15 protein-coding genes are annotated in these 18514 nt (G+C 66.7%); 9 read left to right on the top strand and 6 right to left on the bottom strand.

Annotated elements, in window-relative coordinates:
• Positions 1-138 precede the first annotated feature (138 nt).
• Both VE092_RS21005 and VE092_RS21000 read right to left on the bottom strand, forming a co-directional pair.
• The gene (locus tag VE092_RS21005; protein ID WP_324879886.1) at positions 139-3513 is read right to left on the bottom strand and encodes a calcium-binding protein; all 3375 of its coding nucleotides are present in this window, start codon (positions 3511-3513) and stop codon (positions 139-141) included.
• Between the two features lie 686 nt (positions 3514-4199).
• Positions 4200-5321, bottom strand: coding sequence for a porin (locus VE092_RS21000; protein WP_324879885.1), 1122 nt, complete (start codon positions 5319-5321; stop codon positions 4200-4202).
• 308 nt (positions 5322-5629) lie between these two features.
• Between VE092_RS21000 and VE092_RS20995 the strand changes: the two genes are divergently transcribed.
• The 5 genes from VE092_RS20995 (at position 5630) to VE092_RS20975 (ending at position 10151) form a co-directional block, all read left to right on the top strand.
• A complete protein-coding gene (locus tag VE092_RS20995; protein ID WP_324879884.1) occupies positions 5630-6763 on the top strand; it encodes an ABC transporter permease in 1134 nt (377 codons plus the stop codon).
• The gene (locus VE092_RS20990; RefSeq protein WP_324879883.1) at positions 6757-7593 is read left to right on the top strand and encodes an ABC transporter ATP-binding protein; all 837 of its coding nucleotides are present in this window, start codon (positions 6757-6759) and stop codon (positions 7591-7593) included. Before VE092_RS20995 ends, VE092_RS20990 begins: the two co-directional genes overlap by 7 nt.
• Positions 7593-8510 (top strand): MlaD family protein, encoded by a 918-nt coding sequence (locus VE092_RS20985; RefSeq protein WP_324879882.1) that lies wholly within the window; start codon positions 7593-7595, stop codon positions 8508-8510. The genes VE092_RS20990 and VE092_RS20985 overlap by 1 nt, the downstream gene beginning before the upstream one ends.
• Positions 8507-9112, top strand: a complete 606-nt coding sequence (locus VE092_RS20980) for an ABC-type transport auxiliary lipoprotein family protein (RefSeq protein WP_324879881.1) — start codon at positions 8507-8509, stop codon at positions 9110-9112. The genes VE092_RS20985 and VE092_RS20980 overlap by 4 nt, the downstream gene beginning before the upstream one ends.
• A gap of 121 nt (positions 9113-9233) precedes the next feature.
• Positions 9234-10151, top strand: coding sequence for a LysR family transcriptional regulator (locus VE092_RS20975; protein ID WP_234293870.1), 918 nt, complete (start codon positions 9234-9236; stop codon positions 10149-10151).
• A gap of 25 nt (positions 10152-10176) precedes the next feature.
• Here VE092_RS20975 and VE092_RS20970 read toward each other — a convergent pair whose 3' ends face one another.
• The 3 genes from VE092_RS20970 to VE092_RS20960 form a co-directional block, all read right to left on the bottom strand.
• Positions 10177-10917, bottom strand: coding sequence for an LrgB family protein (locus tag VE092_RS20970; RefSeq protein ID WP_324879880.1), 741 nt, complete (start codon positions 10915-10917; stop codon positions 10177-10179).
• Positions 10917-11303, bottom strand: a complete 387-nt coding sequence (locus tag VE092_RS20965) for a CidA/LrgA family protein (protein WP_324879879.1) — start codon at positions 11301-11303, stop codon at positions 10917-10919. Before VE092_RS20965 ends, VE092_RS20970 begins: the two co-directional genes overlap by 1 nt.
• A gap of 132 nt (positions 11304-11435) precedes the next feature.
• Positions 11436-12227 carry a sulfite exporter TauE/SafE family protein gene (locus VE092_RS20960; RefSeq protein ID WP_324879878.1) on the bottom strand — a complete coding sequence of 264 codons (792 nt, stop codon included), beginning with the start codon at positions 12225-12227 and terminating at the stop codon, positions 11436-11438.
• Between the two features lie 429 nt (positions 12228-12656).
• Between VE092_RS20960 and tauA the strand changes: the two genes are divergently transcribed.
• The 4 genes from tauA to VE092_RS20940 all read left to right on the top strand — a co-directional run bounded on the left by tauA (position 12657) and on the right by VE092_RS20940 (position 17010).
• Positions 12657-13685, top strand: coding sequence for a taurine ABC transporter substrate-binding protein (gene tauA / locus VE092_RS20955; protein WP_324879877.1), 1029 nt, complete (start codon positions 12657-12659; stop codon positions 13683-13685).
• A gap of 48 nt (positions 13686-13733) precedes the next feature.
• On the top strand, positions 13734-14519 hold the full coding sequence (locus VE092_RS20950) for a taurine ABC transporter ATP-binding protein (RefSeq protein WP_324879876.1): 786 nt from the start codon (positions 13734-13736) through the stop codon (positions 14517-14519).
• The gene (locus VE092_RS20945; protein WP_324879875.1) at positions 14519-15430 is read left to right on the top strand and encodes an ABC transporter permease subunit; all 912 of its coding nucleotides are present in this window, start codon (positions 14519-14521) and stop codon (positions 15428-15430) included. The genes VE092_RS20950 and VE092_RS20945 overlap by 1 nt, the downstream gene beginning before the upstream one ends.
• A gap of 68 nt (positions 15431-15498) precedes the next feature.
• Positions 15499-17010: a PLP-dependent aminotransferase family protein gene (locus tag VE092_RS20940; protein ID WP_324879874.1), complete on the top strand. Its 1512-nt coding sequence runs from the start codon at positions 15499-15501 to the stop codon at positions 17008-17010.
• A gap of 68 nt (positions 17011-17078) precedes the next feature.
• On the opposite strand, the gene VE092_RS20935 is transcribed toward VE092_RS20940, so the two are convergent.
• Entirely contained in the window at positions 17079-18449 is a 1371-nt protein-coding gene (locus tag VE092_RS20935) for an NAD(P)/FAD-dependent oxidoreductase (protein ID WP_414653516.1), read from the bottom strand.
• Positions 18450-18514: the final 65 nt, after the last annotated feature.

The following is an 18514-nucleotide window of genomic DNA, read 5'->3' as shown; positions in this document are numbered from 1 at the left end:
TCTTGAATGGATATTCCTGCGCATGCGCTTGGCAAGCGGCATGCACTGCCCTGCCCCGCCTGCTTTCGGAGGACGTGCCAGGTCGCCGCCGGACCCAGGCGGGACCGGCGGCGGGGCTTGCCTGCTGGGGTGCCGGACTCAGTGCGTGATGGTCAAGAGCACCTTGTCCTGACTGGTCTGCCCGTTGACCCATGAGGTCTGGGTGGCTGCGGGCGGGGCGAAGCTGGCCATGGCCTGCACCAGCCTGTCGACGTCGCTGTCGTAGAGGGTGTTGCCATCGGCGGTCCTGATACGCTCGATGCGGTTGTCGGTACCGCTGGCACCGCCCACGTACCAGTCCTTGACCGTCACGCGGTCGCTGCTGCCCATGACGTCGATGCGCAGGTCATTGCCGGTCTTGCTGAACCAGAGGTTGTTCTGGTTGATGTCGGTCAGCTGCAGCACGTCCAGATTGCCGCGACTACGGTCGCTGTCGACGATGACATCCTGGCCATCGCCGCGGCTGAACACATAGGTATCGTTGCCGGCCTCGCCGATCAGGGTATCGTTGCCCCTGCCGCCCCGAAGGAGATTGTTGCCGCGATTGCCGGTGATGACATTATCCAGTTCGTTGCCAATGCCCTGCATGTTGAGGTCGCCCAGCTTGATCGGGTCCAGGGTGTAGATGATGTTGGCACCGACCACATCGGCGGCTTTGCGCAACTCCGCCAGCGTCAGGAAGCGCGCCGTGTCGCTGGCCTGCCCACGGCCGGAATCGGCGATGTAGAACCCGGCCACCGCGCCGGTAGTGGCGTCGCAGGACACGCCGGTGACCGTGACCTTGTGGTTGACGTTGCCGCCTTCTATGTATTCCGGCACATCCCACAGCCTGCCGGCATTGACCGAGAGCATCACGCCCCGCCCGTCCTTGACCAGGTCGGCCAGTCGCTGGACGTCATAGCCATCGCCGATCTCGGCGCGCAGGCCGAAGCTGTTGAGCATGGCCAGTTGCGAGAACTGATTGCTGGACCCACGCGTACCTTCGTCGCTGGAGGTGGTGTTGCACCAGCCATTGGCGATGGCCCTCCTGACCACCTCGCCCTCGGTCACCGACAGCCCGGCCATGGCGCAGACATTGGCCACGCTGGTCTCGCTGCAGGTCCCCTTGTAGCCGGGCACTGCATCGCCCTGGGCATAGTCAAGCAGATAGTAGTGGGGCGAGCCGTAGGTCAGCATCGGGGTGCCGTTGATGGTCTCGCGCTCGGGCTTGCCGGGGTCCAGCAGCACCAGGTTTTCCAGGTTCGCGCCCAGCGTGGTGCTGATGCGCGAGATCACGGTATCGATGCCTTCGCCGGCCTGTTCGACGATCTTGTCGCCACTGTCATCGACCATGTAGGTATCGTTGCCGCGACCGCCGATCATGATGTCGACGCCCTTGCCGCCATCGAGCACGTTGTCGCCGCTGTTGCCGGTGAGCAGGTTATCGCCGGCATTGCCGATGGCATCGAAATTACCGCCTTCGGTCAGGCGCAGGTCTTCCACCCCGTCCATGATCCGGTAGGAGCAGGAGGCGATGACGGTGTCGTGCCCTTCGTCGATGCCTTCGACCACGGTGTCCCGGGCATTGTCGACGACATAGGTATCGTCGCCCTTGCCGCCTTCCATGCTGTCAACGCCGCTGCCGCCATCGAGCAGATCATTGCCGATGCCGCCGTAGAGGCTGTCGTTACCGGCGCCGCCGTACAGGAGGTCATCGCCGCCCCCGGCATCATCGTTGGCCGGACCGAAGCTGGGACGGAAGTCACCGTACAACACGTCATCGCCGTCCCCGCCCATGAGCAGGTCATTGCCGGCCTCGCCGAACAGGGTGTCGTTACCGTCTTCACCGTACAGCTTGTCGTCGCCACTTTCCCCGCGCAGGCGGTCGTTACCGGTGCCGCCCCACATCTGGTCGTTGCCGAAGCCGCCGTTCATGGTGTCGTTGCCGGCTCCGCCGTCCATCACGTCGTCGTCGGTCTGGCCCGGCGCCAGCGTCTGCTGCTTGCCGAAGAGCTGGTAGCCATACATCAGGTCATCACCATCTCCCCCGGACAGCACGTCGTTGCCCAGGCCGCCATAGAGATCGTCCTTGCCGCTGCCGCCCACCAGCACGTCGTTGCCGGCACCGCCGTCGAGGTGGTCGTCGCCCTCTTCTCCGTAGAGCTTGTCGTTGCCCTCCTTGCCGATCAGGGTATCGTTGCCGGTGCCGCCCCACATGGTGTCATCACTCGCGCCACCCTGGATGATGTCGTCGCCACCTCCGCCGACGAAGCGGGTGAAGCGCGGCCGCATGCGGCGGATGGCATCGTCCATCAGCGACCCCCAGTCGTCGAGACGGTCGTTGCCGTCGGTGCCGATGAGCAGGTCCGGCTGGCTGGACGTCATCTTGAGTTCATCCGGCTTGAAGCTGAGGGAACGGTTGCCATCCAGCCTGAAAACATTGTCTTGATCGCGCAGGCTGCGGAAGTCGGGCGCAGCCACCTCAGGCAAGGACGGTGGCGCCGCCGCCACCGCTCCCCCCTTGGGCAAGCCACTCACATCGCCCAGCGCCGGCATGCCGGACGTCAGCTCGATACGGCTGGCCGGCGGCGTGGGGGTTGCCGCGAGCGCGGGCAGCGGTGTACCGACTTCTACCGGCCTGGGTGCCTCAACCTGCAGCGTCGGCGCAACGGCCGGGGAAGCGATGACCGTGGGGGTGACAACCGGCGGCACCACGACGGTCGGCGCCACCATCGCGGGTGCGCTCACCGCCGGTACAGGCTTGACGACCGGTGCCGCCACGGGACCGGAAGACGGTGTCGCCTTGTGCAGCGGCGACGGCACCAGGCTGGACACCGGGACCGGTACGCAATCGGAGAACTCGATGATCACGCCCGGCGGAAAGGCCTGGGACAGCGGCACCACGTCGCGCGTGACGATCCATGGCTTGCCGGGGACGCTGCCCGGCGTCGGCACCACGCCTTGCGTCAGCGGGCAGGGGCTGGCCGGCGTCGACGCGCGCACCACCGGCGGCATCGGAGAACAGGCAATGGCCGGCAGCGGCGGGCAGGCGATGGCGGCATGCGCGGGGGCGGCCAATGGTAACGCCGGCGCAGCGAAAGACCAGGTCGCCACGGCCGGCACACTCGACGCAATGGCGCCGTTCTCGCTGCGGGGGAGCGCCGCGCTCCACCGCCCGGGATGGAGCGGCTCGGCCCCAGCGGCAGGCCCGGTGTGGGCGTCGCCCGGTTCGAACCCGTTATTGGGTGCGACTGCGACGTCGCGCCGCATTCCAGGCTGGCTGCGGGCGGCGGCAGCGTTGCTGCCATCGGCGGCGGCCGCGCGCAGGCCGAGGAAGGCGCCAGTGGGCATGACGCTGTCCCAGGACGAAGCGGCCGCGCCGCGGAAGGTCGAGGTGCTGGTGACGGCGCCGATGGCGGGCTTGCGGGTGCGGGGCAAGGCCGGTGGGGCCGAGGCCAGCGTACTCATGCGATTGCTGGTGATGGTGATGGGCATGTTGTTTTCCCTGAGCTGTCTGACATGATGTGGAGAAGGGACGAACGAGCTTCTCCGCGGCCCTGACGCGGCGAAGTCATGAACCCCGTGGCACCGTGCGGCGAGCATGGGCTCGGCCGCCTGGCGCCATGGTTCATGCTGTGATCGTGCAGATCTGTTGGCTGCCTGCTGGTATCGATCGCACTCGTCCAGAATTTTTTTCAAAATTCTTCATATTCTGTCCCGCGCTCATTCAATCGAAGCTTGCTAAAGTCGACAATCGCACCAAGGTGAAGCCGGGGCAGCCGGGCGTCGATGACGGCAAAGGATCGATTACGATCTAAATGAAGATTCGTTCACTCAAGGGGATGCAATGGCTTGTGTATAGTGGCTCGCAGCATGCCAATTTATTTTGCAGACGCTGCAAAATGAATCTTTGCGCAAATTCAGGAAGAGAAAAAAACTTCACTTACCTACACCAAAGACCGACGTTCCACGTTCGCCTAACAGCGCCCGGACGCAGACATTCTTGGCATGGCAGAGGCTATTCGGGGCAAGGAGAGGATAGCGATGGGAGTACGCGCCGGCGTCAGCCAAGGCAGCGCGACGGCCTGCCCTGAACGGCAGGCGCAATACAGGGAACAGCCCCCGGCACGCAGGGGCTGTCTTGAAGGAAGGAGGGAGGGTTGAGGCGCGAGGCGGCGACCTCAGAACTTGTGCCGCACGCCCACCCGCAGCACGTTCTGGCTGCTGTCGTCGGACGGCGCCGAGGAATAGGCGGCGCTGATCACGCCGGGGTTGATCACATCGCTGGCGGACTGGCGGCTGGCCATGGCATAGACATCGGTGCGCTTGGAGAGGAAGTAATCCACGCCCAGGTTGAGCTGGGTGGTGTGGCCCCGGGTGGCGCCGGCACCGGCGCGTGCCAGGTCGGCACGATCGTGGATGACGCTGGCCAGCAGATGCAGCCTGGCGTCCAGCGCATAGTTCACGCCGACATCGAACACATTGGCGCGGGTGGCGCTGGTGATGGCGACCAGCCCGGTGGCGCTCAGCGCCTGTTGGGTCGGACGGCGCACCTGCGACCAGGCCGCGAACAGCTTGGCCGGGCCGGCCTGATAACTGGCGCCCAGGGTAAAGGTCTTGAGATCGGTGTCCCCCGCACTGGCCGGCACGGCATCGGCCGCCAGCCGGCTCTGATAGTAGGCCGCGCCGATGCCGGCATTGCCATGGCGATAGTTGGCACCGACCCCGAAGGCCTGGCCGGCCGAGGTCTTGCCGGCGACTTCGCCGAAACCATACAAGAGGCTGCCGCTGAAGCCCGCGAACTCGGCGCTATCGAAGCGCACGGCATTGCTGGTCCGGGCGCCGGTCAGGCGATCGAGACTGTTGAAATGCCCGGCCCGTACGCCGCCGCCGCCGAAGATCTGGAAGGAGCTGTATTGCTGGCCGATCTCTTCCAGGTAATCGGTCTGGCGGCCCACGGTCAGGGTGCCGTAGCGACCGGAGAGGCCAACCACCGACTTGCGGTCGAACAGGGTGCCGGGCGTAGCCATGGCGCCGTCGTCGGCGCTGAAGCCGTTCTCCAGCTGGAAGATGGCCGACAGGCCGCCGCCCAGGTCTTCCTTGCCGCGAAAGCCGATGCGCGAAGCCATGGCGTCACCCGAATCGAGACTGACGCGGCTGGCGTTGGTCGGGCCGACCTTGCTGGTATAGACCATGCTCATGTCGATGACACCGTAGACGGTGACGCTGGAGGTGTCTGCGTGGGCCGCCAGGGTGGTCTGGGCCAGAGCGCAGGCGGTCAAGGTGAGTGCGAGTTTTTTCATGATGTGGAGGCGGCTCGGGCCGCATGGTGCAGAAAACGTCATCGGAGGCATGACGCTTCTCCGGGTGAACCGGCGCGCATTGCTGCGCCGTGGCAGGAAGTGCGCATGGTAGAAGCGCCACCGGCAGGCGACAATTACCTCTTGGGATAGTCCCTCACCACGTGCGCCACCGGTTCTTCACGCCGCCGGTGCGCTGGCAAAAAGCCCCACGCTCATGCAATACTGGGCGCCGTGTCATGAGCGATTTGGCACCACCTGGACAAATGTAGGTAAACTGCCGCATCCCCATTCATCCCTCAGCGCCCGACTTGAATACCGCTGCCACCTTCCGCCTGGAACCGACCAGCCCGCCCGTACTGCATGTGGAAGGCGACTGGACGCTACCCAACTACCGGCCGCTGCTGCGCCAGATCACGCAGCAGCGGCCGCCCATGGGCGAGGACGTGGTCCTGAAGTTTTCGGCACTGACCGCCTTCGATACCGTGGGCGCCAAGCTGCTGGTCGATCTGCTGGGCGTACCGGCGGCCCTGCGCCAGACGGTTGAGGGCAGCGAGCTGTCACCGGCCTGGCGCGGCCTGCTGGCCGCCGTGGCCGACGCCAAGGCAATCGCCATTCCCAAGCCGGCGCCGCCACCCCAGGCCTGGATCACCGACGTCCTGGAACGTGCCGGCGTGGCCACCCTCAGCCTGCGTGCCTGCTCGCTAGGCCTGCTGGGCTTTGCCGGGCTGTGCCTGCAGACGCTGGTGGCGTCCTTCTGGCGCCCTTCGCGCTGGCGCTTCACCGCCGTAGTGGCACAGGTCGAACAGACCGGACTGGATGCCGTGCCCATCGTCTCGCTGCTGACCTTCATGGTGGGCGCGGTGGTGGCCTTCCTGGGCGCCACGGTGCTGGCCGACTTCGGCGCCAGCATCTACACCGTGGACCTGGTGGCGTTTTCCTTCCTGCGCGAATTCGCGGTGCTGTTGACGGCCATCCTGATGGCCGGGCGTACCGCCAGCTCCTTTACCGCGCAGATCGGTTCCATGAAGGCCAACGAGGAAATCGATGCCATCCGCGCCCTCGGCCTGGACCCGGTCAACCTGCTGGTCCTGCCGCGCATCATCGCGCTGCTGGTATCGATGCCCATCCTGACCTTCATCGCCATGATGTCGGGCCTCCTGGGGGGCGCCATGGTGTGCGCCCTGTCGCTGGACATCAGTCCCACCATGTTCCTGTCGCTGCTGCAGCAGGACGTGGGCATCCGCCATTTCGTGCTGGGCATGGTCAAGGCGCCGCTGTTTGCCTTCGTCATCGCCATCATCGGCTGCAATGAAGGCTTCAAGGTCAGCGGCAGCGCGCAGTCGGTGGGGCAGCACACCACCTCCAGCGTGGTGCAGTCGATCTTCGTGGTGATCCTGCTGGATGCGCTGGCGGCCCTGTTCTTCATGGAGATGGGATGGTGAGCGCGCCCCATGATCCCGGTCACGCCGGCACGGAAGACATCATCGACGTGCGCGGCCTGCGCAACCAGTTCGGTCCCCAGGTGGTGCACGAGCAACTGGACCTGCAGGTACGGCGCGGCGAAATCCTCGGCGTAGTGGGCGGCTCGGGCACCGGCAAGTCGGTGCTCCTGCGCAGCATCGTGGGCCTGCAACGGCCGGCCGCCGGGCAGGTGAAGGTGTTCGGACAGGACCTGTCGGCGCTCTCCACCCAGGCGCGCTCGCGCTACGAGCGGCGCTTTGGCGTGCTGTTCCAGCAGGGTGCGCTGTTCTCCTCGCTGACGGTGCTGGAAAACATCGCCCTGCCCCTGACCGAATACGGCGGCCTGGATGCCGACGAGGCCCGCGGCGTGTCAGCCATGAAGCTGGCCCTGGCCGGCCTGCCCATTGCCGCCGGCGACAAGTTCCCGGCCGAGCTCTCGGGCGGCATGATCAAGCGCGCCGCGCTGGCGCGGGCCCTGGCGCTGGACCCGGACATCCTGTTCCTGGACGAACCCACCGCCGGCCTCGACCCGATCAGCGCCGCCGCCTTCGACCGCCTGATCCTGACCCTGCGCGACGCCCTCGGGCTGACCGTATTCCTGGTCACGCACGATCTCGACACCCTCTATGCCATCTGCGACCGCGTGGCCGTGCTGTCAGCACGACGGGTACTGGTGGCCGACCGCATCGAAGCGGTGGCAGCCTTCGACGATCCGTGGATACGCCAATATTTCCAGGGCCCGCGTGGACGGGCCGCCAGTGTGGCTGCGCTGCGATCGGCCGCCACCGCAACCCAGCAAGGACAAGCCTGATGGAAACCCGCGCACATCACGTCCTCATCGGACTCTTCACCATTCTGGTCGCGCTGGCGGCGCTGCTGTTCTGCCTGTGGCTGACCAAGGTCGGCCAGGACCGCGACGTGGATTACTACACGGTGATCTTCAACGAAGCCGTCAGCGGTCTGTCCCGGGGCAGCCCGGTGCAGTACAGTGGCATCAAGGTGGGCGATGTGGTCGGCCTGAGTCTGGACCCGGCCGATCCGCGCAAGGTGCGCGCGCGCATCCGCGTGACCGGCAAGGCGCCGATCAAGGAAGACACCGGCGCCAAGCTGGCCCTGGCCGGCATCACCGGCACCGCCCTGATCCAGCTGACCAACGGCTCGCCGCAAAGCCCGCGTCTGGAGTCCAAGGATGGCAGCGATCCGGTCATCATCGCCTCCCCTTCGCCGCTGACGGCGCTGCTGTCCAATGGCGAAGACCTGCTCTCCAACGTCAATGAAGTGCTGATCAATGCCAAGCAGTTCCTGGCCCCGGAAAACGCACAGCGCCTGAACCAGACCCTGGCCCACCTGGAACAGCTGACCGGCACCCTGGCCGCGCAGCGCGGCAATGTCGGCCAGGCCATGCAGGACCTGGCCGCAGCGGCGCGCCAGGCCAATCTCGCCATGCAGTCGGCCAACCAGTTGCTGTCCACCCGCGGCAACGACGCCATGGGCAAGCTGCAGCAGGCCATGACGTCACTGGCGGCCAGCAGCCAGCAGATCGAACGCCTGATCCAGCAGAACCAGGCGGCGCTGAACAATGGCGCCCAGGGCGTGGCCGAGATCGGCCCGGCCATCACCGAACTGCGCGGCACCCTGGCCTCGGTCCGGGCCATCAGCCGCAAGCTGGAAAACAATCCCGGCGCCTATCTGCTGGGTCAAGACAATCTCCAGGAATTCCAACCATGACGACCCTGCTCCTGCGTACCGCCCTGGTGGCCGCCAGCCTGGCATTGACGGCCTGCTCCATCCTGCCCAAGGCCGACCCGCTGGCGGTGTACCGCCTGCCGACGCCGGCCGTGGCCACGCCTGCAAGTACCGGCGGCAGCCCCTACCGGGCGCTGCGCGTGACCACGCCGACAGCCAATCGCAGTCTCGACAGCGAACGCATCCTGGTGCTACCCGAAGGCGACATGATCAAGTCCTACGCCGGCGTACGCTGGAGCGATCCAGCGCCGCAACTGCTGCGTGACCGCCTGCTGGATGCCTTCCAGGCCGATGGCCGCTTCCCGCGCGTCTCCGGCGACAATGCCAACATCGCCGCCGAGGTCGAACTCGATGGGGTACTGGGCGCCTTCCAGACCGAATATCGCAACGGTGCGCCGCAGGTAGTGATCGTCTACGACGCCCGCCTGGTCGATACCGCCACCCGCCAGCAACTGGCTGCGCGCCGCTTCAGTGTTGTGCAGCCGGTGGCCGGCAGCAAGGTGCCGGAAGTGGTCACGGCCTTCGGCACGGCCAGCGAGCGGCTGGCGACCGAGGTGGTGGGCTGGGTGGCCGGGGTGCGCTAGCGCGCCAGCGCCAGATGCCGAGCATGGTCGGGGCCATGCTGACCATTATCCAAACGTAGCATGTTCATGCCAGCGCGCCTGTGGCACGCTGGATAGTATTTTTTTGCAGATCGGAGAGCGCTTGGACAAGTTGCAAGCCATGGAAACCTTCGTCGCCGTGGTCGAGAGCGGCAGCTTCGTTAGCGCCGTGGATGTCACCGGCCTGTCCAAGCCGGCAGTCTCGCGCCAGGTGTCGGAGCTGGAGCAGTTCCTGGGTATCCGCCTGCTCCACCGCACCACGCGGCGGCTGTCGCTGACCGATGAAGGGCGCGTCTATTTCGCCCGCTGCAAGGAATTGCTGGAATCGATCCAGGACGTGGAAAGCGAGGTCGGGCTCAATTCCGACCAGGCCTGCGGCCGCCTGCGCATCGGCGCGCCCCAGGATTTCGGGGTGGAGCAGCTGGCGCCGCTATGGGGCCGCTTCGCCGAAGACAATCCGCTGATCACGCTCAACATCACCCTCTCGGACCGCACCATCGACCTGATCGAGGAAGGTTTCGACATGGTCATCCGCATCAGCACCCTGGGCGACAGCCGCATGGTGGCGCGCCCACTGGCACCGGTGCGCATGATTGCCTGCGCCTCGCCGGAATTCCTGCGCCGCCACGGCACGCCGGAGACCCCGGCAGAGCTGCGCGAATACCCCTTCATTTCCTACAGCTACCGCGCCAATGGCGACGAATGGAGCTTCAAGCATGTGCATGGCGACACCTGCCATGTGCGCGTGCGTTCCACTGTCTATGTCAACAATGGCGTGACCTGCCGCGAGATGGCCATCGCCGGCCAGGGCATCGCGATCCAGCCGGACTTCATCGTCAATGCCGCCATCGCCTCGGGGCAACTGGTGGAACTGTTCGAGGGCTGGAGCACCGGCGAGCAGCTGGTGGTGCATACGCTCTACCCGACCCGCACCCACCTGCCACCCAAGGTCCAGCGCATGCGCGACTTTCTGGTGGAACAGTTCAAGGTACCGCCCTGGTGCCCCAAGCCGGCCAAGTAAGCCGGCAGGGCAATCGGCGCCGGCCTCAAGCGCCGATCCAGCGCAGGAATACCGGCATCGCCAGCGGCACCACGATCGCCGTGAAGACCCCATTGAGCCCCATGCCCAGGCCAGCGAAAGCGCCCATCTCGGCGCTCACCTGCAGCGCCCGCGCCGTACCGATGCCGTGCGAGGCCACGCCCAGCGCGAAGCCGCGTACCGGATGGCTGTCGATGCGGAGGAAGTTCAGCACATAGCGCGCCAGCACCGCCCCCAGGATGCCGGTGCAGATCACCAGCACGGCAGTCAGCGAAGGCAGGCCGCCGAAGCGTTCCGAAATCGCCATGGCAATCGGCGTGGTGGCTGACTTGGGCGCCAGCGACGCCATGATCTGCGGCGAAGCGCCCATGGCATAGGCAATGCCCACCGCCGACACCACCGCCGTGATGGACCCCGCCGCCAGGCCCAGCAGCAGTGGCACGGCGGCATGACGCAGCTTGTTCCATTGCTTGTACAGCGGCATAGCCAGCGCCACCGTGGCCGGGCCGAGCATGAAGTGCACGAACTGCGCGCCTTCGAAGTAGGTCTTGTAGGGGGTGCCGGTCACGGTCAGGATGCTCACCACGATGGCGATGGCGATCAGCACCGGATTGGCCAGCGGATTGAAACCAAGCCGGCGATACACCCACAGCGCCACGAGATAGGCCACCAGCGTGGTGGTCAGCCCCAGCAGCGGCGAGGCGGCGAGATAGACCCAGATCTCGGTCAGGCGTGCCAGGCCGTGCATCAGTGCGACTCCCGGCTGGCGTCGGAGGCTGGCGGCGCGGACTTGCCCAGCCACTTCATCGCCGCCTGCGTCACCAGCGCGCCCACCGCAATGGCCAGCACCGTGCTGGCCACCAGCGCCACCACGATGGCCGGCAGTTCGCCCCTGAGCTGACCGGCGGCAGCGATCACGCCGACCCCGGCCGGCACGAACAGCAGCGACAGATGCTGCAGGATGCCCCAGGAAGTCGGCTCCATCAGCTCGGCCAGACGTGGCGAGGACAGGAAGGCGATCAGCAACAGCAGCATGCCGATCACGGGACCGGGAATGGGCAGGCCCAGCAATTGGGCGGCGCCTTCTCCCAGGCACTGGAAGACCAGGAGGAGTGCGAGCGAGGTCAGGTTCATGGCGGGCTCTTTGGCAGGGACAGGCTTGCGTGATCGGGGAAGGACGACATCATCGGCAAGCCGTGATTGTGCCATCACCCGGGCTACCTGAGGCAAGCCCCCTGCTGCCCTGCTCCCTGCCTTGCACCCGGCTCAGCCCGCCAGCGCCACCAGCCCCGCACAGAACAGCAGCGCCGACACGATGCGCTGGAACCATGACGGTGACAGCAGGCCATAGAGCCGTTCCCCCACCAGCACACCGGCCGCGAAGGCCGGCACCAGCCAGGCCGTCAGCGCCAGTTGCGGCAGACCCACCTGCCCGTCCCAGGCCAGGATCATGGCCGCGCCGAAGAACAGCACCATGAAGTAGGCCAGCAGGTTGGCGCGCAGGTGTGCGGCCTGCTCATGTGCCTGCTCGTGTGCCTGCCCGTGATCGGTCGCTTGCGGTATCGCTCCTGCCTCAGCGCGCCGGATGCCATTGAAGTAGTACACCGCCGCCACCCCGCCGATCCCGCACAGCGCCGTCATCAGTCCCGACACCGCACCGGCCGCCAGCGTCGGCGTGGCGCCGCCCCCATGGCGCCAGCGCCAGCCCAGCACGTGCAAGGCGGTCACCGCCAGCACGCACAGGCCGATGAGGCGATGCATGTCGGGCAGGCTGCCGCTGGCGATCAGGCGCACCCCCGCCGCCGTACAGGCCAGTGCAATGGCCGCCAGCGGCAACACCGTAGGCCAGTGGGCCTGACGGACCCAGCCGCGCCAGCCCTGCAGCGACGCCGCGCAGTTGACCAGCACGATCAGGGCCGCCGCCTCTGATGACGGCAGCGCCAGGCCGAACAGCGGCGCCATGACCAGCGCGCCGCCAAAACCGGTCACACCCTTGGTGAGACCGGCCAGCAGGCTGACCGCCATGAGGCCGGCGACCAGCGACAGGGAGGCGCTCATGCGGCCACCTCGGGATGGCACACGCAGCAAGAAAAAGGGATAAGTCGGGACATGGCGCAATCATTGCATCGGCACCGGCTGGACCATAAGACCAGCGAGACCTTTCCATGGAGCCAGCCACGACAGCACCGCAGGTGGGCAAGGCGCACAAAAATGGCGCGAAAACGATGCCGCTTTCTGCCCGCCGCACCACGCCCAAGCCGCGCAACCGGCGGTGGCGCGGCTGTGCGCCGGATCGCCACTGCCATAACGCACCCGGACCAGGCGCGGTTGCGCTGGTCCAATCGAAAGGCCGCTGTGGCTCCATCGGCTGGCGCACTTTCTGCGTCAGAGTAGATGCGTTGCCAACACCGAAGCGTGCAACCGCGAGCCAGTACCGGGCCGCGTTCCTTGCTCACATCGCCACATCACGATACCGAGGGGTTTTTCATGAAAGCATTCGCACTGCGTCGTACGCTGACCGGCCTGCTGGCCGGAGCCTGCCTGTTTCCTGCCGCCCTGGCCCTGGCCGCCGACAAGGAAGTCACCATCGCCTACCAGGACATGATGGTCCCCTGGCGCTACGCCCAGCAGCTTGACGAAGCCGCCAAGGAAACCGGCTACAAGGTCAACTACCGCAAGTTCGGCGGTGGCGGCGACGTCATCCGCGCCATGGCCTCGGGCAATGTGCAGATCGGTGAAGCCGGTTCCAGCCCGGTGGCGGCCGGCCTGTCGCAGGGCCTGCCGATCCAGCTGTTCTGGATCCTGGACAACATCAACGACGCCGAGGCCATGGTGGCCCGCAACGGGGCCGGCATCAGCTCGGTGGCGCAGCTCAAGGGCAAGCGCCTGGGCGTGCCCTTCGTCTCCACCAGCCACTTCCATGCGCTCATGGCGATCAAGCAGGCCGGCCTGTCGGCGGCCGACGTGAAGGTGCTCAACATGCGCCCGCCCGAGATCGCAGCGGCCTGGGAGCGCGGCGACATCGATGCCGCCTTCGTCTGGAACCCGGTGCTGGCCAAGATCAGCGCCAGTGGCACGGTGGTGACCAGCTCCGGCAAGATCGCCGCCCAGACCGGCATCGCCACCTTCGACGGCTTCGTGGTCAACCGCGACTGGGCCAAGGAGCATGAGAAGTTCATGCTCAGCTTCACCCGCATGCTGGCCAAGTATGACGCCATGTATCGCGCCAACCCGGGTCAATGGACCGGTGACACCGCGCAGGGCAAGGCGGTGGCGGCCATCTCCGGCGGCGAGCCGGGCGAGGTGGCGGCAGCACTGAAGCTCTACCAGTTCCCGACGCCGGCCGAACAGGCTTCCACCAAGTGGCTCTCGGGCGGCAAGGATGCCGGTGCCGTCAAGTCGCTGCAGGCCACGGCCGAGTTCCTGAAGGAACAGAAGACCCTGCAGGCCATCCTGCCGGATTACTCGGTAGGCGTGACCGACCAGTACGTCAAGGCCATCGCGGCCGGCAAGTAAGGTCGTCGTCCCTTCCCTTTTTCACCCATTCATCCTTGGAGCGCGAGCATGCTTGAAATCGACCAGGTCTCGATCGAATACCCGGCCCGCAAGGGGCCGCCCAGCCTGGCGCTGGACCAGGTCTCGCTGTCCATCCCGGCTGGCGAGTTCGTGGTGGCGCTGGGGGCCTCCGGCTGCGGCAAGACCACCCTGCTCAATACCATTGCCGGTTTCATCCCGCCCACGCGGGGCGAGATCCGGCTGGCCGGCGAGGCGGTGGACGGTCCCGGTTCGGATCGCGGCGTGGTGTTCCAGAAGCACGCGCTGATGCCCTGGATGAATGTGGTGGAAAACGTCGAATTCGGCCTCAAGCTGCGCAAGATGCCGTTGCACGAGCGGCGCCGCATCGCCCTCGAATGCCTCAACAAGGTGGGCCTGCTGTCCTCGACCCACAAGCAGGTCTATGAACTGTCGGGCGGCATGCAGCAGCGCGTGGGGGTGGCGCGCGCCATCGCCTCCTCGCCCTCGGTGATGTTGCTGGACGAACCGTTGGGCGCGCTCGACGCCTTCACCCGCGAAGCCATCCAGGAACTGCTGCTGGACCTCTGGAACGAGTCGCAGGGGGTGTTCTTCTTCATCACTCACGATGTGGAAGAAGCCCTGTTCCTGGCCACCCGGCTGATCGTGATGGCGCCCAGCCCGGGCCGCGTGGTGCATGACCTGAGCATGCCCTTCGCCCGCCGCTACCTGGAAACCCGCGACGCCCGCGGCACCAAGGCCGATCCTGAATTCATCGCCGCCCGCGAACGCGTGCTGGCGCTGGTCCACCAAACCTCGTCGACCGGGATGCACTGATGAACAGCACCACCGCCACCGCCGTCACCAAGCCGGCGCAGGAGACCACCATGCCCCCCACTACCCGCCCTGCGGCCACCGCATCCGCACAGGCCACTGCCCCGCGCCGTCGCAGACGCCCGCGCAACTATGGCGCCCCGGGCCAGGGCAGCACCTGGCTGATCAGCACCATCACCCTGGTGGCCTTGCTGCTGCTGTGGTGGATCGCCACTGGTCTGCACTGGATCAAGCCGCTGTTCCTGCCCACCCCGCAGGCCACCCTGGATGCGCTGATTGGCGCCCTGCACGGCCAGACCCAGGGCGACACGCCGCTGGTGCAACACGTGCTCATCAGCCTGAGCCGGGTGATGGCGGCCTTCCTGCTGGCAGTGGTCACCGCCGTACCGGTGGGGCTGGCCATGGGTACCTCGCGCCTGGTGCGCGGCATCGCCGACCCGATCATCGAGTTCTATCGGCCGCTGCCGCCGCTGGCCTACCTGCCGCTGATCGTGATCTGGCTGGGCATCGACGAAAGCGCCAAGGTCACGCTGATCTACCTGGCCTGCTTCGCCCCGCTGGCGATGGCCTCCAAGGCCGGCGTGCGCTCGGTGGCGATCGAACAGATCAATGCGGCGCGCTCGCTGGGTGCTAGCAACTGGCAGGTGATCCGCATGGTGGTGTTTCCGGCGGCACTGCCGGAAATCCTGACCGGCATGCGCATCGCCGTGGGCTTTGGCTGGACCACCCTGGTGGCGGCCGAGATGGTGGCGGCCACCGCCGGCATCGGGCAGATGGTGCTCAATGCCTCCAACTTCCTGCGCACCGACATCGTGATCATGGGCATCATCGTCATCGGCGTGCTGGCCTACCTGATCGACCTGCTCATGCGCAAGATGGAACAAAAGCTGATTCCGTGGAAGGGCAAGATGTGAAACCCGCACAGCCGGCTGCTGGCACGCTTCCTGCGACAACGCAGGCTTTGGGACAGCGGAGCAAAGGCGTGCGTGACCACCAGGCCCATCAGGTGATGTGGCGACAGATCTTTCCCGAGCCGGAGCGCCAGGGCAGTACCCTGCAGAGCCAGTTGCGGGTGTGCTTCGTCGATGCCGTGCTGGACGGGCGACTGGCGCCCGGCATGCGCCTGCCCTCCAGCCGCGAGCTGGCCGACATGCTGGCCATTTCGCGCAATACCGTGGTGCTGGTCTATGAAAAGCTGGCCGAGGACGGCTACCTGGAAAACCGTCCGCGCAACGGCTACTACGTCAGTGAGCGCTACCTGCACCACCACCGGCCGGCGCAGACCGCGCCCGACCATCCCCGTCGCGAGGCACCGCAGGGGGTGGACTGGCAGGCGCGCATGCAGGCTGAGCCGGCCGGCATCAAATGGCTGGACAAGCCGGAAGACTGGCAGCGCCATCGCTATCCCTTCCTGTATGGCCAGTTCGATCCCAGCCTGTTCCCCATCGCCGACTGGCGCGAGTGCAGCCGCCAGGCGCTGGACGTGAGCTCCATCCGGGGCTGGGCGCCGGATGCCATCGACCACGACAATGCCTCCCTGGTGGACCAGTTGATCAAGCGCGTGCTGCCCCGGCGCGGCATCGCGGCGCGCCGGGACGAGGTACTGCTGACAGTGGGGGCGCAACAGGCCCTGTACCTGGTGAGCGAACTGCTGACGCCGCCCGGCTCCACTGTGGCGGTGGAAGACCCGGGCTACATGGATGCCCGCAACATCTTCCTGCGCCGGGGCGCGCAACTGGTGGGGCTGGAGGTGGACCGCGACGGCGTGCTGCCCGATCCGGCGGTGCTGGCCCGGGCCAGCATGCTGTATTGCACGCCCAGCCACCAGTGCCCGACCGGTATCACGCTCTCCACCGAGCGGCGGCTGGCCTTGCTGGAATGGGCGCGCACCCATGATGGTGTGATCATCGAAGACGACTACGACGCCGAGATGCAATACGTCGGCAAGCCCTCCCCGGCCCTGAAGGCCATCGACCACGAGCGCCGGGTGATCTACATCGGTAGCCTGTCCAAGACGCTTTCGCCGGGCCTGCGCATTGGCTATATCGTGGCGCCGGCAGAAGTGGTGGTGCGGCTGCGCGCCTTGCGACGGCTGATGATCCGCCACCCGGCCACCAACAACCAGCTGGCGGCGGCGCTGTTCATCTCACACGGCCATTACGACCGCTTCCTGCACCTGATGCGCGATGAACTGGCGCGCCGGGCGGGTCTCCTGATCGACGCCGTGCGCACGCATCTGCCGATGATGGATTTCACGCCACCGGATGGCGGCTCCGCCCTGTGGGGTCGCTTTGCGCCGGAGATCGATACCCGGCTGTTGCGGCAGGCGGCCTTCGAGCAAGGCATCCTGGTGGAATCGGGCGAGGCCTTCTGGCTGGCCGAGCCGGGCAAGGTCAATGGACTGCGGCTGGGGTTTTCATCGATCCAGGCCGAACGCATCGAACCCGGGATTGCGGCGCTGGCGGCCCTGGTGCCGCGCTGTCGCCTGCGCTGAGGGCCACTCTCCTGCTGTGTCGTTCAGCCATGCAGAGCGCCTAGCGCCCTGCATGGCCCCGCCTTTGTCTACAGGATTTCGTCACGCAGCCAGTACCAGCGATAGAGCATGCTCTGCCCCAGGCGGCGGAAGGGTGCGGCCCACTCGCCCTGGCGCGGGAAGGGCAAGGCACTGTCGTAGATGGGCAGGTCTAGTTCCGGTCCGCGCAGGCCGGCCACGCGCTCGGCCATACGGCGCCCGGCATGGGCCGAGAAGGAGACGCCGTTGCCGCCATAGCCCAGGGCGTAGTAGATGCTCTGCGCCGGATCAGGCTGCACCACGCGCGGCATCATGTCGTGGCTGACATCGACCCAGCCCCACCAGGAATGATCGATGCGGATGCCCTTGAGGGCGGGAAACTTGCGGGCCAGCCCGTCGACCAGCAGGCGGTAATGATGCTCCTGATGGGCGGCGGCGCCACTGATGGCGCTGCGGCTGCCGATCTGCACCCGGCGGTCCGGCAGCAGGCGGTAGTAGAAGCGTAGCGTGCGGGTATCGGTGATGGCCTGATGGGTCAGGAAGTTGGTGGCCTGCAGTTCTTCGTCGGTGAGCGGGCGCGTGACGATGGAATTGGACAACACCGGGAACACGCGATTCTTCAGCAGCGGCGTCAAACCCTGCAGGCCGTAGGCCCCGGTGGCCACTGCCACCGCGCGCGCGCGCACCACCCCGCCGGGGGTGCGCAGGTGATGCACGCCATTGCGCGTTTCCCAGCCCGTCACCGGGCTGGAGGGATGCACGCGGGCGCCCAGTGCGCGGGCCATCTTCATGTAGCCGAAGGCCAGTTTCAGCGGATGTACGCAGATGCCCACCGGTTCGTGCATGGCGCCGGCGGCCTCCTGGTCGCCGCACCAGTCACGCCGCACTTCCTCGCCGGTGAGGATACGGGTGTCGTAGCCGAAGCGGCTGCGCATGACCTCGGCTTCGTTGCGCAGGAAGTCCATCTTCTTGGGCCGATGGGCGATGTAGAGATGGCCGCCAGGCTGGGGATCGCAATCGATTTCCTCGGTGAGCTGGCGGAAGGTCTCGAAGCCGTTGCGGATTTCCTGGTCCAGCTTCAGCGCGGTCGGCAAGCCCCAGCGGGCAATCCACTGCGAGCGGTACAGACGGCCACTGGCGTTCTGCCCCTGGCCGCCATTGCGGCTGGTGCAGCCCCAGGCGACCTGGTTGGCTTCCAGCACGGTGGCGCGGATACCGTGCTCGCGTGCCAGGAACAAGGCCGTGGCCAGGCCGGTGAAGCCGGAGCCGATGATGACCACGTCGGCATCGGTGTCACCCGTGATGGGGCCATCGTCCGGCGGCGGATCACCGGCGCTGGCGACCCAGTAGGTCGGGGCGTACTGCATGTTATGACCGGGCGAGCGCGAGACCAGCGGATCGAAGGCCGGATCGTAGGGCATGGCAGGAGCGCGGGAATCGGTGAAGGCAGCGCCGACTTCGGCGCGGGACAGGCTGTTCATGGCAG

Source organism: Herbaspirillum sp. (assembly GCF_035644555.1).
Lineage (GTDB): Bacteria > Pseudomonadota > Gammaproteobacteria > Burkholderiales > Burkholderiaceae_D > Herbaspirillum.
This window is presented reverse-complemented; position numbering and strand designations above follow the sequence as displayed.